Below are 14,103 nucleotides of genomic sequence, written 5' to 3'. Positions count from 1 at the left end.
CTTATCATTCGAGACTCGGCTTCGGAATCTCATGTTCAGTTTGAGCTATGGCGCTCGATAGAGAATGCGTTGCGGCATCTCCGCTCTGGTTTTGATCGCGCGAAATTGTCGTGGAGAGTTGTGGTGCGCTGCTCTCCATTTTTAGGAGTTCGGTGCTGGCTGTTCGCTGAATGGTGGTCTCAAGTGCCTCATTGTAAATCGACCTGTATGCCTCCTTGAATTCCTCTGTGTGTCTAAGCTCGCGAAAAATTGGCCATTCGCTGTAGTTTAGTTGGTTTACATATGCGCCGGATTTCCCAATTTTCCTCATGAGCGCGACGGCTTTCTTGATATCGTCATTCAGGACCGCAGCGCACAGTTGGAAGTCGTCGGCGCAAGACGACCAGTCCTCTCTGTTGATAATATCCTTGGCCCGTGTGTTATCTCCGCTCCATTTGATTGCCTGGGCGTAGTTGATGCGGAGAATCCTGCGGTTCGCGTCGGATGAGTGCTTCTTCTGAGATAGTCCAAAATCGCCAATGACTTCGGCGAGTTTCCAGCGCTCTTGTTGAAGCAGGGAGTAGGCCTGCGCGATGAGGAAGGTGTCAAGTGCCTCCAGTTGATTCGGGAGCGCTTGTCTCCATAGCGTTTGACCAAGCTTGAGTCCGACTTCATAGACGATGTCAATTGCGTCCATGAAATAGTCTCGGCGAAGTTCAAGGCGTTCGCCTATTGGAGGTTCAGTTGAGAAGCTATAGCCCTCTCGCTTGCATACCTGAATGTATTGGTCTGATGTGATTCCATCGCAATGGGTGAAGAGGTTTCTGCGCTGGGAGCATTCAATGAATTTTGACCAGTTCTTGAATTCGCGGAGCGTCTTTATCCCGAATCGAGATTCGAGTGTCTTGAATTGTTCTGAATAGCTGTCTCGTCGGATCTGTTCGATATCTCGTGAGATTGCCTGTTCTTTTATGTCGTTGATGCTCCTGGAACGCAGTATTTCCCTGAGGGTGATGGACTTGTCTATGGAGTCCAGCAGTTCTGGTTTTTGATGGTACAGTGCGTTGAGCAGGTCGCCCGTGAATGCGTCAAAGTAGCTGAATACCGCCAAAAACAGACTTCTTACGAGAATTTGAAGGGGGCTTGTTGCCTGTAATTCTCGTATGTCGGTCTCTATTTGCTTGAACTTTCGGATTCCTTCTTGTGTTTTCTCTTGTGATTCTGTTTTGATTAATTCGGCAATTTCGTCCGACTCCTTGGCGATGTGTGCGAGCCGTTTGCCTTCGATTTTGGCGATTAGCGGAAGGTAGCTTGTGGCGCACTTTCGAAGACTGTTGAGGCTGTCAAGGAATCTGATTGCGACGGTTGCGTAGTCGGGGCTTTGTGGTGAGGGCGGAGGGGCTGACAGTGGTGTGGTCATTATGGTTGGGGCTGGATGGGGGGGGGTTAGTCTATCTGGAAAGGGCGGATTTCTTTGGAGAGGATTTGTCCTCGCGCCAGCAGCCGCGAGAAGCGGTCCGTGCCGTTGCGCGTGTCGAACCGGGCCGCGATGTCCCGCGCCTGCCCGTGCACCCACGCGTGCAGCGCCTTCACCTCGTAGCCGCTGTCCGCGCGGTGGCCGGGGAAGCTCTTCGGCAGCCGCAGGCTGACCACGTCCCGGCTTCCCTCCGCCAGCATCCGCTCCAGTAGGAACGCGGCGGCCGCGTAGAAGGTGAACCTGTCCCGGTGGCTCGGGTGGTCCAGCGCCCAGCCCAGGTGCTTCTCCAGCAGCGTCAGCCCGCGCGACAGGTTGTCCGTCAACGCGAGGAACTCCAGGTGCTCGCCCACCGTGGCCAGGAACTCGCGGTTCTTCGCCACCATCGGGTAGCCGCGCCGGTGGAGCTCCCTGGCCCGCTCCAGGTCGCCCAGCTTGAAGAGCGGATACAGCAGCGTGCCGTAGGTGAGGTGCGGAATCTCCGCGCAGCCCTGCCGGCCCTCCAGAATCGGCCGCGCCTTGCGCAGCGCCAGCTCCCACTCGCCCTTGTCGACGTGGTGGTCCAGCTCGTCATCCAGCTCGCAGGCCCGGCAGTCCGTGAGGTGGTCCCTCGGAGCGGCGAGCCACGCGGCCCACAGGCGCTCCGCCTCGGCCGTGTCCCCCATCTCCCGCGCCGCGAAGTAGCGCAGCTTCAGCACCGAGCGCTTCCCCGCATCCGCCGTCGCGAAGCACTGCTCCATGTCGTCCAGCGCGTCGGCGATCTGCTTGCGGGTGATGTGCGGGAACTCCTTGATGCGGCCCACCACCCACTTCTGCTTCCAGAGCATCCCCTCCGGGTCGAAGCGCTTCGGGTCCTTCTTCTGCTGCCCCCGGCACCACGCGAAGGCCACCAGCGCCTTGTCCGGGAAGCCGCCGAACGTCGCCGCGTCGATGAGCGCGTCGCGCAGCATGTAGCCCATTCCCGTGTCCGAGTGCGCGTCCGCCAGCCGCACCGCCTCCTCCAGCAGCCGCACCTTGCCCTCGCCCGGCTCCAGCCCGTCCGCCTGCTCCCAGAGCCCCTGCGCCTGTTCGCGCCAGTCGCCGGACATCAGTGGAACCCCCTCGGGCCCGGGCCGCCGTTGCCACCCTCATCGCCGCCGCCTTCACCGAGCTGCGCGGAGATGAGGCCCAGCAGGCCCTGATTCAAGAGCGCCATCTCCTGCGCGTTCAGCGGATGGTGGCCCAGCAGCAGCGCCTGCACGTAGAGCATCTCCACCGACAGCTTCAGCAGCTCCCGGTCCGTCACCGCCGCCAGCCGGCGCACCACCGGGTTGTGCAGGTTGAAGCAGAGCTGCGCCGGCTCTCCGCCCGCCGACGCCATGACCCCCTCCAGCACCCCGGCGTAGAGGTCGTCGGACTCGTCCCGCGCCCGCTCCGCGTCGCGCCGGAAGGCGCCCTCCGCGTCCGAGCCGTAGAGCGTGGGCACCTCCGCGGGGAAGAACTTCTTCACCACCACCCCGCAGCGGAACGGCGCCAGCACCCGCTCCGCCATGCGCACGAGCGGGAAGACGGCCTCGCGCTCGTCCAGCGTCAGCTCCTCGAAGCTCTGCGGCAGGTCCGCCGCGGAGAAGCGCTCCACCTGCGCGTCCGGCACCACGTGCGGCAGCTTCTCCAGGAGCGCCGCGTCGTGCGTGTACGCCGCGTTGATGATGCACAGCCCCTGCGCCCCCGCCACCCGCGCCACCTGCCGGAAGCCGTCCAGCGTGGGCGTGTAGCGCACCACCGGGTGCGCGCGCCGGTAGTCCGCCAGCGTCATCACCCCCAGCGACGTCTCGAAGGGGAGCCAGTTGACGACGAGCCGGTAGAAGTCGTCGTCGTCCAGCGCCAGCGCCTTCACGCTCAGCCCGTGCAGGGCAATCAGCCGCTGCAAGGCGCGCGGGTCCTCGTGCGCCAGCTCCACCAGGTACGTGCGCAGGCACTGCCCCAGCGCCTCGCGGGCCAGGGCCAGGGGCTCGTCCTCGTAGAAGGACTCGCGGCTGGCGGTGGGGCGCAGCGCGTTGGCGTTCACCACGCACTTCACGAAGAAGGCCCACTCCGGCAACAGATTCTCCGCGCTCTCCGACAGCAGCATGTGCTTGAGGTACACCCGGTGCTTCTGCCGCGCGTTGAAGTGCGGCGACGCCGGCAGCACGAAGGCCACCCCGTCCACGTCCCCCGCCGTCGAGCGCAGGGGGATGCAGTCGATGAAGTCCGTGCCGAACACGTCGCGCCCGTACGCCAGCAGCGCCTTGCGCCGCTCGGAGGCGCTCTCGTAGTCGCGGCGCCAGGGCGGGCCGTCCGGGTTGAGGCGCTCGGTGCGGCCGCCCGCGGTGAGCTGGATGGGGAAGGGGAGCAGGCCGCCGTAGTGCCGGGCCAGGCTCCGCAGGCGCTCGGCGGAGAACCACTCCGTCATGTCCGGGCGGGCCACCAGGAACACCTGGGTACCCGGCCGCTCGAGCGGATGCTCGGACTCGCGCACGGCGTAGGTGCCGTCGTGCCGGCCGCGCCACTCCAGCGTCCGTCCGTCCCCGCGCGCCGAGCGTGTCACCACCAGCAGTTCGTCGCACACCATGAAGCAGGACAGGAGGCCGATGCCGAACTGGCCGATGAAGTCGTTGCGGCGGGCGGCCAGGGCCTCGCGCTTGGAGGACTCGCCGATGGTGGCCAGGAAGCGGTGGATTTCCTCCTCCGTCAGCCCCACGCCGTCGTCGCTGAAGAGGAGGGTGGGCGGGCTGCCATCCTGCTTCTCCATCAGCTCCAGCCGCACGGTGCCCGCGTGCCCGGGCTCCAGGAGCTGGCGCGCGCGGATGGCGTCCGTGGCGTTCTGGAGCAGCTCGCGCACGTACACCCCCGGCGAGCTGTACAGGTGGTGCGACAGGAGGTCGATGACCCCGCGGAGGCTGACTTGGAATCGGTGGTCCACGGCGGTGGGGACGTTAGCCCAGCGCCCGCCCCTGGCGGGGAAGGAACCTGGGCCCGCCCGGGAGTCCCTCCGGCCGCCCGGATGCCCGTCGTATCGACGGTCGAATCGAGCTTGAGGCGCTCCGCCAGCCGGGGCATCTGTCCGGCGCGGAGCAGGCAGGTGCTCCAGGCCCTTGAATGGCCGCCCGGGGAATGACAAGCGGCGGCCCGGCCGTGGGGTGCCCTCGGGCACCACGGCGGCAGTCGATATCGAGCACAGGAGCGACACGTATGCGGACGAAGCTCGTGGCAGTGGTGGTGGGCGCGCTGGTGGCCATCGCCGGGACGGCGGGGGCGCAGGGCAACTCGGCGGCGGCCCCGGGGAAGGCCGCGGCGGGCGCGAAGGCCCCGGCGGCGGCGAAGGGGAAGACGGAGGTGACGTGGTGGGGGCACGCGGCCTTCGTGGTGCGCACCCCGGGCGGGGCGGTGATTGCCATCGACCCGTGGCTCACCAACCCGAAGGCTCCCCAGGGCGTCGCCCAGCCGGAGGCGCTGGACGCCATCCTCCTCACCCATGGCCACTTCGACCATGTGGGTGAGGCCAAGGCCCTGGCCCAGAAGACGGGCGCGAAGGTGTTCGGCTCCTTCGAGCTCATCAACCTGCTGGGGCTGCCGGAGGCCCAGGCCGTGGGCGCCAACACGGGCGGCACCTTCAAGGTGAAGGACGCCACCATCCACCTGGTGGAGGCGGTGCATTCCAGCAGCTACGCCGCGGACCCCAAGGCCCCGGCCCAGTACGCGGGCGCCCCGCTGGGGTACGTGGTGGCCATCGACAACGGCCCCACCCTGTACCACGCGGGCGACACCGCGGCCTTCGAGTCCATGGCGCTCATCGCCACCCAGTTCAAGCCCACGGTGGCCATGCTGCCCATTGGCGGGCACTTCACCATGGGGCCGGCGGAGGCTGCTCAGGCCGCGCGGGTGCTGAAGGTGCAGACCGTGGTCCCCATGCACTACGGCACCTTCCCGCTGCTCCAGGGCAACCCCGACGCACTGCGGGGTGAGCTGAAGAAGCTGCGCGGCCCGGCGAAGGTGATGGACCTGGAGGCTGGGAAGGCCACCGCCCTGTAGTCCTTTTCCCCAGGTCGGCGGGCTCCCGAGCCGGGGGGAAGCACCGGTTGGGGGCCGCCGGCCCGGGGGCGCGGGCCCCGTCCCAGGCCGGGTGGAAACCGGAGGGCGGCTGGGTTACATCCGGGCTCACTGCTCCGGGCGTGCCGGCGGCGGGTCCGGGGGTGTTCCGGTGTTGGACTTCAGCAAGGCGGGATGGCTCGTCCCCCTCCTGGACGAGGCGATTGCCTCCGCGGGCTCGCCCTCGCCGGAGCCGTCCGCCGGGACGCTGGCGTCCGGCCGCGCCCGGGCGCGCGCGTACCTGCGCCGCACGCTGCGCGCCAGCGGGCTGCTGTACGGCACCCCGGCGGACGTGCCCACCTCGGCGGATACGGCGCCTCCCACGGAGCTGGAGACGCGGGCGCTGGAGGAGCAGCTCTTCCGCGCGGTGGTGAAGACGTTGGCGCGGCTCGCGCTGGACCTGGCGCGCCTGGTGGGGGCGCCGGAAGGGCCCCGCCGGGAGCAGCTCCTGCTGCTGTTCGCGGTGCTCGCCGGGGAGCTGGACCTGGCGGATGCGCTGGGGACACGGTTGGCGGCGGGCGGCGAGATTCCGAAGCGGCTGGTGGGGAAGGTGGAGGCCGCGCTGCGCAAGCGGGAGCCGACGCTGGCGGGCGACCCGGTGTACGGGCTGGTGCTGCACAACGGCGCGCAGTACGCGGACGCGCAGCTCTTCTGCCGGCAGGCCATCGACTACTTCGCCAGCGGGCGGTTCCAGCGCGAGCAGGCGCAGCGGCGGCTGGACTTCGCGGCGAAGCAGAAGGCGCTGCTGGTGGACGTGCTGACGGGGCTGGCCTGCGTGGACCGGCTGCCGGGGCCGCCCGCGCGCCGGGCCATCCTGAAGCAGGTGGAGGACTTGCGGCTGCCGGACGCCATGGAGGCGGAGCTGAAGGCGGCGGTGAAGCAGTCCTTCGAGCGGCGGCGCTCCGTGCGGGACGTGGTGCGGCAGGTGCGCAGCGTGGACATGCGGCACTTCCTGCTGGAGCAGACGCTGCTGGCGGCCCTGGTGGACGGCCGGCGCACGCGCCGCGAGCGGGTGTTCATCGGCGAGCTGGCGGACGCGCTCCATGTGCCTGGCGAGGAGCTGGCCCGGCTGGAGCTGGAGATGGCCGAGTTCTACGCGCGGCACCGCTCCATCGTGGATGTCTTCACCGTGTCGGCCGCGGCGAGCGCCATGGGCGAGGACATGGTGGCGGGGATGCAGGAGACGCTGGAGAAGAACTTCCAGCGGCTCATGCAGGAGGTCCGCGAGACTGGGGATTTGGCGGTGCTGCTGTCGAAGGTGGCGCGGGGCCAGAAGCTCGAGGGCGAGGAGCGCAAGCGCATGAAGGCGCAGCTCATCGACGTGGCGAAGGCGATTCCGGCGCTCGCCATCTTCGCGGCCCCCGGAGGCATCCTCCTGCTGGCGGCGCTGGCCAAGGTGCTGCCGTTCAGTCTGCTGCCCAGCTCGTTCCAGGATGAAGAGGCCGCCGAGGCGGAGAACGACCTTGAGGAGTTCGTCCCGGAGCGCGAGGTGGGGTGAGGCGGGGTCTCGGAGCGTGCCCGTGAGGGCGCGCGTACCGTGGCGGCTCAGGGCGCTCCGGCAGCTACCACACGCGCAAGAATGCGCTGGGCGCGCTGGGCGACATTCTCCAGCAGGCCGGTATGCCGACGACGTCCCTGCTCATCCAGCACGCGGGCGGCAGCGTGTGGAACCGCGCGGGCACCCGCGGCCCGATGGAACTGAGTACGCCCGCCGCCGCCTTCCCGCGCGCGTCATCCACCTGGGCGAGGGGGCTCCGCATTCCGATGGCGTGTTCTCCCTCGGAGCGCTGAGCTCCTCTCCGCCCGCGAACCCCGTGCCCCTGGAGCAGCCCTGACGCCGCATGTGGCGTACTGGATACGCGCCGTGTGGCGCCGCTCCGCCAGCCACTCCCGGGAGAGCATGTGCGGTTCACCTGGAGAGGGCCCTATCCAAGCCAATGAGCACGGCGGCGGGCCCGAGCACCTGTCCTCACGTCTGGATTCCGCCGCCCCGGCCTTCGCTCGCATGTCGGCCCGCACCTCCGGGCGTTGGCACCTCGGAGAATCTGAAGCAGGAGCCCGCCGTGGCGCACGGCCGCACGCTCCCCTTGCACCCGGGGAGACGGCCCGGCCGGAAGCGCCCGTGAACACCAGCTTTACGGGACAGGGCCCGGGCACACGCGGTGCCCGCGTCGGGAGGAGTGTCGATGCGCGTACACGACCGTGACGTGGAAATCGGTGTCGCCGGACGGTTGCTGGGGGGGCAACTCACGGTGCCCGAGCGGGCCGCGGGCCTCGTGGTGCTCGCCACGGACGGCGCGGGACAGGATGTGCGCCGGAGCGGGCAGGTCACCCGGGTCTTCCATGCCGCGGGGCTGGCCACGTTGAAGCTGGGGCTGCGCACGGCGGAAGAGGAACTGGCCCAGGAGTGGACGCTGCGCGAGGGCTCCAACGTGGAGCTCGTCGCCCACCGGCTGGAGGTGGCCCGCGACTGGCTCCAGCGCGATGAGTCCCTGTCGCTGCTACCCCTGGGCTATCTCGGCTCCGGTCTGGGAGCCGCCGCCGTGCTCGTGGCCGCCGCGCATCAGCCTTGTGGTGTCCAGGCCGTCGTCACCCTGGGCGGGCGGCCCGACATGGCCGGCGAGTTCCTCGGCGAAGTGCGAGCCCCCACGCTACTCCTCGCCGCGGCGGAGGACGCCGACCGTGTCGCGCTCAACCGCCGCGTCCTCGATGCGCTGAAGCCTCGCAAGGCCCTCCAGCTCGTCGAGGGGGCGACGCGGGGCTTCCCCGAAGACGGGCCCCTCGCGGCGGCCGCTCGCATGGCGGCGGCCTGGTTCTCCGACTGCTTCCGGGCCGCCGCCGGGCCCGGGGTCCTCGAATGGACGGGTGACTCCACCGCCCGATGATACGGCGTGACACGCCAGGCTGGGGCCGCGGGGCCGAAGCTCCCGCCGCCCAGGCTGCTCGCTTCGGGCCCCGCCGGACCGGCCCCTCCGGCGGAGCGTCCGTCATCCGCGCTCAAGTCCGGTCGATGCGCATCACCAGCCGGCGCAGGTCCTCGTTCACGCTGGCGAACTGGGTCATTCCCTGCTCCTCCTGGAGCTGCTTCCGGAGCGCGGGCAGCGACGCTTCCTTCACCTTCTTCGCGGCGTCCCGCGAGTCCTCCAGCAGCCAGCCCACGCCGAGGATGATTGCCATGCGCGCATCGGTGTTCCGCTCGCCCATCCGCGCGGCCAGCGCCGCCGCGTGCTCCGCCGAGCCCGAGCGCCCCACCTCCAGCGCCGCCCGCTCCAGGAGCAGCGGGTCCGCCTTCTCCATCCGCTGCACCCAGCAGCCCGCGTTGCCCGTGCACGCCTGCGCCGCCTCCAGCAGCTTCGCGTACTTCGCAATCTCCTCCGCCCGCTGCTTGCCCAGCTTCGCCACGTCCTCGCAGCCCTCCTCGCCCGTGGCCTTGCAGTCGGCCGCCGTCTTCGCCGGCTCGGCCGCCGCCAGCTTCTGCATCAGCGGCGCCTCGCGCGCGTCGCCCAGCATGGCCAGGCCCTTCACCGCCAGCTCGCGCGAGTACCAGTCGCCCGTGGCCGCGGCCTTCTCCAGCGCCGGCAGCGCGTCACGCCCGCCCAGCCGCGACAGGGCGCGCACGTACGCGTCGCGCACCGTGGGGTCCGTCTCCGCCACCAGCCCCGCCAGCGGCTTCACCGCCTCCGTCGCCCGCATGCGCGCCAGCGCGTCCGCGGCCTGCATCCTCACCAGCGCCTGAATCTGCGGGTCCGAGTGCGTGAAGGAGAGCTGCTTCAAGAGCGCCCCCACCGCGCGCTTCTCGCGCAGGTCGCCCAGCACCGTCGCCGCCTTCATCGCGTAGCTGGCGGGGTTGACGCCGTTGGCCTGCGCCCACTTCAGCAGCTCCTGGTCCTTGCCCTCCAGCGCGGGCAGCAGCGCGTCCGCCGCGGGCTGGCCCAATTGGAACAGCGCGAACGAGCTCTCCACGTAGAACGACTTGCCCTTGCGCTCCTTCGTCAGCATCCGCACGAGCGCCGGCGCCGCGCGCGGGTCGCCGATATGGCCCAGCGCCTCGATGGCCTTCTTGTTGAGGAAGGGCTCCACGCTCTCGTCCGTGGCCAGCGCGATGAGCGGCTCCACCGCCTCCTTCGCCTTCATCGCCCCCAGCACCTGGACGGCCTCGATGCGCGTGTAGTTGTCCTTCGCGCGCAGCAGCGGGACCAGCGCCGGCACCGCGCTCACGTCCCCGATGGCCCCCAGCGTCGTCACCATCGCCTTGTTGGCGAGCTGCGAGGACATGTCCCCGGCGGCCGGGTCCAGCGCCGCCTTCAGCGGCTCCACCGAGGAGGGGTGCTTCAAATCTCCCAGCGCCCGGGCCAGCGCCGCCCGTACCTCCGGCTTCTTCTCGGAGGCGAGCTTCTCGTGCAGCATCGGCAGGAAGGATGCGTTCATCTTCCCCGACGTCCGCAGCGCCTCCACCATGCGGACCCGGTCCTCCGCCCGGCGAGACTGCTGGATGCTCGACTCCCAGTACTCCGGCGTCGTCGAATCACCCTTACACCCGGCCTGCGACAGCAACATGAGTGCGGCACACAACGCTACGAGAGAGCGGGACATGCGGTCTCCTTGGCGTCTGCGGGGTTGTCCTGTCTTCCGTGTAAACCTCTCGTGACGAAGGAAGCAAACCACCCAGGTCACCTGGGGTACGCTGGTCAACGACATGCCCATGTCCGAAGACGTTCAGAAGGCAACACGTCCCGCCCACACCCGCCGGACCTACATCCTCGACCGGGAGTTCCAGCTCAAATACATCCTGCTGCTGGCCGGCATCGGCGCGGGCAGCATCGGGCTGTTCGGAGTCCTGGCGCACCGCGTCCACGTGACCGCGGTGGCCTCGGGGGTGGACGGCGGCGAGACGCTGCTGTGGCTCACCGGCCTGGGCACGGCGGGCGCGGCCGTGGCGCTGGGCCTGTTCGGCCTCCTCTTCACGCACCGTGTCGCCGGGCCCGTCCACGTCATGAGTCTCTACGTCGCGGCGCTGGCGGCCGGGCGCTACCCGCGGCTGCGCCCCCTCCGCAAAGGGGACGAGCTGAAGCGCTTCTTCGAGCGCTTCAGCGAGGCGTTCGACCGCATCCGCCAGCGCGAGGCGGACGAGGCCCACGCCCTGGAGTCCGCGATGGCGGCCCTGAAGCCCGTGGCCACCACCCCGGAGTCTCGCGCCGCGCTGGAGACGCTGTCCGCCCTGTACACCCGCAAGCGTCAGGCGGTGGACAACCCCACCGGCGGCACCTTCAAGTCGGTGGCCTGAGCCGCCCGGAGCAGGAGAAGCGCTATCCCTATGAGCCGACCTCGCATCATCTTCATGGGCACGCCGGAGTTCGCCGTGTCCTCGCTCGCCGCCTGCTTCGACCTCGGCGAAGTCGTGGCCGTCGTCACCCAGCCGGACAAGCCCAAGGGCCGTGGCAACGCGCTGGCCGCGCCGCCGGTGAAGGAGCTGGCCCTGTCGCGCGGCGTGCCCGTGCTTCAGCCCGTGAAGCTGAAGACGCCGCCGTTCTCCGAGGAGCTGCGCCGCTTCGCCCCGGACATCTGCGTGGTGACGGCGTACGGGCGCATCCTCCCCAAGGACATCCTGGAGCTGCCGCCGAAGGGCTGCGTCAACGTACACGCCTCGCTGCTGCCGCGCTTCCGGGGCGCCGCGCCGATTCAGTGGGCCATTGCCCACGGTGACGCGGAGACGGGGGTGTCGCTGATGGTGATGGACGAGGGCCTGGACACCGGCCCCGTGCTGGCCATGAAGCGGCTGCCCATCGCCCCGGACGAGACGAGCGCCTCGCTGCACGTGAAGCTGGCCGCGCTCGGGGGCGAGGTGCTGCGCGAGTCCCTGCCGAAGTACCTCAGCGGGGAGCTGAAGCCCGTGCCGCAGCCGTCCGAGGGCGTGGTGCTGGCGCCCATCATCGAGAAGGACGAGGGGCGGCTGGACTTCACGAGGCCCGCGGTGGTGCTGGAGCGGCGCCTGCGCGCCTTCACCCCGTGGCCCGGGGCCTTCACCACGCTGGGTGGCAAGCTGCTGAAGGTGCACCGCGTGAGGGTGGGGCAGGGGAGGGGCGCGCCGGGCACGGTGCTGGCCGCCGGTGGCGACGGCATCGAGGTGGCATGCGGCGAGGGCTCGCTCGTGTTGCTGGAGCTCCAGCCGGAGGGCAAGCGGGTGATGAGCGCGACGGATTTCCTGGCGGGCCACAAGCTGGCGCCGGGCAGCCAGCCTTTCGGCGCGAGCCAGTAGGGCGGGCGTTGTTGGATTGATGGGAGTGGAATCGGGATGGGCATGAAACTGCTGGTGCTGCACGGGCCGAACCTCAACCTGCTGGGCGTGCGAGAGGGCACCTCCGGGGGAAGGCTGTCGGACCTGGACGCCGCGCTGAACGAGCGGGCGGAGGAGCTGGGGCTGGAGCTGAAGGTGGTGCAGTCCAACCACGAGGGCGTGCTGCTGGACACGCTCGCCGCCGAGCGCGAGGCGGTGGACGGAATCCTCATCAACCCCGCGGGGCTCTTCGCCTCGTACCCCCTCAAGGAGGCGCTGGAGGCGGTGGGGCTGCCCGCCATTGAAGTCCTTCTCAAGCCGCCGGCCCGCGAGTCCGTGGTGGGCGAGGCGTGCGTCCTCCAGGTGCACGGCACCCATGGCGGCTTCGAGCCGTACCTCCAGGCGCTGGAGACCTTCGCCAGCGGTGTCTTCACGCCGGAGCCGGCGGGGCCGAAGAAGTCGCGCTCCGCCTCCAAGCCCGCGCCCGCGAAGTCCCTGGGCCGTGGGAAGGAGGAGCCCTCGGCGCCCACCCTGTCGCTGGTGAAGTCCTCGCCCGCGAAGTCCCTGGCCCGCGCCGCGGAGGCCGGTGGCTCCACGAAGACGCTGGGCCGCAAGGCGGCGGCCTCGAAGGAAGCGGCCCCCGAGGCCCGCTCCGGGAAGACGCTGGGCCGGGGCTCGAGGTCGCTCACGCCCGCGGCGGACCTGCTGACGCGCGCGGTGGTGCGGCGCAAGATTTCCGACCGGCTGTCCGGGAAGATGACCCCGGCCGAGCTGGCCGCCTGGGCACGCACGCAGTGGCAGGCCGTGCAGCGCGGCGCTCCCGCGGAGAGCGGCCACCGCGAGCTGCTGGAGGAGAGCCTCCAGGGACTCACCCTCTCCACCCTTCCCGCGTCGCGGCTCTCGGATGAGCAGCTCGTGGACATGCTGACCCGGCTGGACGAATGAACGCGCGCGCACTCGCCATCCAGGTCCTCTCGCGTGTCCGAGCCACGGACGCGTACCTCAACGTGGTGCTGGACACGCTCCTGTCCGAGTCTCCGCCGAAGGACTCGCGCGACGCGGCGCTCGTCACCGAGCTGGCCTACGGCGCCACGCGCCGGCAGCTCGCGCTGGACTACGCCATCTCCCGCTTCGCGGACCGCAAGCTGGACTCGCTGGAAGACAAGGTGCTGGCCGCGCTGCGCATCGGCGCCTATCAAATCTTCCACACCCGCGTGCCCGCGCGCGCGGCGGTGGCGGAGACGGTGCAGGCGCTGAAGGAGGTGGGGCTGGCCCGCGCGGCCGGCTTCACCAACGCCATCCTCCGCAAGCTGGCGGACCTGCCCGCGCCGCCGCTGCCTCCGGCCTCGGACGTGGTGGAGCACCTGTCCGTGCGTGAGAGCCACCCGCGCTGGCTGGTGGAGCGCTGGCTGCGCCAGTTCGGCCGCGAGCGCGCCGAGGCCATGCTGGCGGCGGACAACCAGGCCCCGGCGGTGGTGATTCGCGCCAACACCGCGAAGGTGACGCGCGACGCGCTGCTCACCCAGCTCCAGGAAGCGGGCGTGGACGCGAAGGCCACGCCGGTGTCCCCCGTGGGCATCATCCTGCCGTCCGTGGGCCGGGTGGAGGACGTCTACGGGTACGCGGAGGGGCTGTGGCAGGTGCAGGACGAGGCCGCCCAGCTCGTGGGCGTCTACGGCGCCATTCCGGAGACGGCGCGCGTGTTGGACGCGTGCGCCGCCCCGGGCGGCAAGGCCTGCCACCTGGCGCAGGAGCACGACGTGGTGGCGGTGGACCTCCACGCCAACAAGATTCGCAAAATCGAGTCCGAGGCGAAGCGCCTGGGCCTCTCCGGGCGGCTGAAGGCGTACGCGCACGACGCCGCGGAGCCCTTCCCGGAGGCCTGGGGCGAGTTCCACGCCATCCTGGTGGACGCGCCGTGCTCCGGGCTGGGCACGCTGCGCCGCCACCCGGAGCTGCGCTACCGCCGCAAGGAGGAGGACCTCTCCCGGCTGGCGCTGCTGCAGCGGCGGATTCTGGAGAACTGCCAGGAGGCGGTGCCCGCCGGCGGGCTGCTGGTGTACGCGGTGTGCACGGTGGAGCCGCAGGAGGCGCAGGACCAGGTGGAGATGTTCCTGCGAAGCCACCCGGAGTGGACGGCGGAGCCCCCGGTGCTCCCGGGGCTCAAGCTGCCGCTGACCCAGGCGTACCTGCGCACGCTGCCGGGTCCGGAGGGCTTCGACGGGTTCTTCGCCGCGCGCCTCCGGAAGCTCTACTGACGCCCGGGTGC

General features: G+C 69.8%; 12 protein-coding genes. 8 read left to right on the top strand and 4 right to left on the bottom strand.

The features are described from left to right. Window positions 1–4: 4 nt before the first annotated feature. The 3 genes from K8638_RS00190 to K8638_RS00180 are packed head-to-tail and all read right to left on the bottom strand — an operon-like array spanning window position 5 to window position 4,394. A complete protein-coding gene (locus K8638_RS00190) occupies window positions 5–1,399 on the bottom strand; it encodes a hypothetical protein (RefSeq protein ID WP_223752320.1) in 1,395 nt (464 codons plus the stop codon). Window positions 1,400–1,425: 26 nt separating this feature from the next. After that, window positions 1,426–2,541 (bottom strand): hypothetical protein, encoded by a 1,116-nt coding sequence (locus K8638_RS00185; protein WP_223752319.1) that lies wholly within the window; start codon window positions 2,539–2,541, stop codon window positions 1,426–1,428. Continuing rightward, window positions 2,541–4,394, bottom strand: a complete 1,854-nt coding sequence (locus tag K8638_RS00180) for an HSP90 family protein (protein WP_223752318.1) — start codon at window positions 4,392–4,394, stop codon at window positions 2,541–2,543. Before K8638_RS00180 ends, K8638_RS00185 begins: the two co-directional genes overlap by 1 nt. Before the next feature lie 269 nt (window positions 4,395–4,663). On the opposite strand from K8638_RS00180, the gene K8638_RS00175 reads away from it, so the two are divergent. The 4 genes from K8638_RS00175 to K8638_RS00160 all read left to right on the top strand — a co-directional run bounded on the left by K8638_RS00175 (window position 4,664) and on the right by K8638_RS00160 (window position 8,445). Beyond that, the gene (locus K8638_RS00175; RefSeq protein WP_223752317.1) at window positions 4,664–5,503 is read left to right on the top strand and encodes a metal-dependent hydrolase; all 840 of its coding nucleotides are present in this window, start codon (window positions 4,664–4,666) and stop codon (window positions 5,501–5,503) included. Between the two features lie 169 nt (window positions 5,504–5,672). Further along, window positions 5,673–7,058 (top strand): LETM1 domain-containing protein, encoded by a 1,386-nt coding sequence (locus tag K8638_RS00170; RefSeq protein WP_223752316.1) that lies wholly within the window; start codon window positions 5,673–5,675, stop codon window positions 7,056–7,058. Window positions 7,059–7,180: 122 nt separating this feature from the next. Next, on the top strand, window positions 7,181–7,351 hold the full coding sequence (locus K8638_RS00165; RefSeq protein ID WP_223752315.1) for a hypothetical protein: 171 nt from the start codon (window positions 7,181–7,183) through the stop codon (window positions 7,349–7,351). 395 nt (window positions 7,352–7,746) lie between these two features. Then, window positions 7,747–8,445 (top strand): hypothetical protein, encoded by a 699-nt coding sequence (locus K8638_RS00160; RefSeq protein WP_223752314.1) that lies wholly within the window; start codon window positions 7,747–7,749, stop codon window positions 8,443–8,445. Window positions 8,446–8,557: 112 nt separating this feature from the next. Here the strand turns inward: K8638_RS00160 and K8638_RS00155 are convergent, their stop codons facing one another. Next, entirely contained in the window at window positions 8,558–10,153 is a 1,596-nt protein-coding gene (locus tag K8638_RS00155) for a HEAT repeat domain-containing protein (protein WP_223752313.1), read from the bottom strand. 109 nt (window positions 10,154–10,262) lie between these two features. Here K8638_RS00155 and K8638_RS00150 point away from each other — a divergent pair, with 109 nt between their 5' ends. From K8638_RS00150 to rsmB, 4 genes are read left to right on the top strand one after another with little or no spacing between them, the layout of a single operon-like run. Further along, window positions 10,263–10,844: a signal protein gene (locus tag K8638_RS00150; RefSeq protein WP_223752312.1), complete on the top strand. Its 582-nt coding sequence runs from the start codon at window positions 10,263–10,265 to the stop codon at window positions 10,842–10,844. Between the two features lie 30 nt (window positions 10,845–10,874). Then, entirely contained in the window at window positions 10,875–11,816 is a 942-nt protein-coding gene (gene fmt / locus K8638_RS00145; protein WP_223752311.1) for a methionyl-tRNA formyltransferase, read from the top strand. A gap of 42 nt (window positions 11,817–11,858) precedes the next feature. Next, window positions 11,859–12,779 carry a type II 3-dehydroquinate dehydratase gene (locus K8638_RS00140; RefSeq protein ID WP_223752310.1) on the top strand — a complete coding sequence of 307 codons (921 nt, stop codon included), beginning with the start codon at window positions 11,859–11,861 and terminating at the stop codon, window positions 12,777–12,779. Then, window positions 12,776–14,092 carry a 16S rRNA (cytosine(967)-C(5))-methyltransferase RsmB gene (gene rsmB / locus K8638_RS00135; RefSeq protein WP_223752309.1) on the top strand — a complete coding sequence of 439 codons (1,317 nt, stop codon included), beginning with the start codon at window positions 12,776–12,778 and terminating at the stop codon, window positions 14,090–14,092. The genes K8638_RS00140 and rsmB overlap by 4 nt, the downstream gene beginning before the upstream one ends. Window positions 14,093–14,103: the final 11 nt, after the last annotated feature.

The organism is Myxococcus sp. RHSTA-1-4, from assembly GCF_020037125.1.
GTDB lineage: Bacteria > Myxococcota > Myxococcia > Myxococcales > Myxococcaceae > Myxococcus.
Note: the sequence above shows the minus strand (reverse complement) of the source record. Positions and strands in the feature narration are given on the sequence as shown.

What these genes read in the sequence shown, in the direction of transcription:
- K8638_RS00190 (WP_223752320.1), bottom strand. Translation starts at nt 1,399, where the DNA reads ATGACCACACCACTGTCAGCCCCTCCGCCCTCACCACAAAGCCCCGAC.
- K8638_RS00185 (WP_223752319.1), bottom strand. Translation starts at nt 2,541, where the DNA reads ATGTCCGGCGACTGGCGCGAACAGGCGCAGGGGCTCTGGGAGCAGGCG.
- K8638_RS00175 (WP_223752317.1), top strand. Translation starts at nt 4,664, where the DNA reads ATGCGGACGAAGCTCGTGGCAGTGGTGGTGGGCGCGCTGGTGGCCATC.
- K8638_RS00165 (WP_223752315.1), top strand. Translation starts at nt 7,181, where the DNA reads ATGCCGACGACGTCCCTGCTCATCCAGCACGCGGGCGGCAGCGTGTGG.
- K8638_RS00160 (WP_223752314.1), top strand. Translation starts at nt 7,747, where the DNA reads ATGCGCGTACACGACCGTGACGTGGAAATCGGTGTCGCCGGACGGTTG.
- K8638_RS00155 (WP_223752313.1), bottom strand. Translation starts at nt 10,153, where the DNA reads ATGTCCCGCTCTCTCGTAGCGTTGTGTGCCGCACTCATGTTGCTGTCG.
- K8638_RS00150 (WP_223752312.1), top strand. Translation starts at nt 10,263, where the DNA reads ATGTCCGAAGACGTTCAGAAGGCAACACGTCCCGCCCACACCCGCCGG.
- fmt (WP_223752311.1), top strand. Translation starts at nt 10,875, where the DNA reads ATGAGCCGACCTCGCATCATCTTCATGGGCACGCCGGAGTTCGCCGTG.
- K8638_RS00140 (WP_223752310.1), top strand. Translation starts at nt 11,859, where the DNA reads ATGAAACTGCTGGTGCTGCACGGGCCGAACCTCAACCTGCTGGGCGTG.
- rsmB (WP_223752309.1), top strand. Translation starts at nt 12,776, where the DNA reads ATGAACGCGCGCGCACTCGCCATCCAGGTCCTCTCGCGTGTCCGAGCC.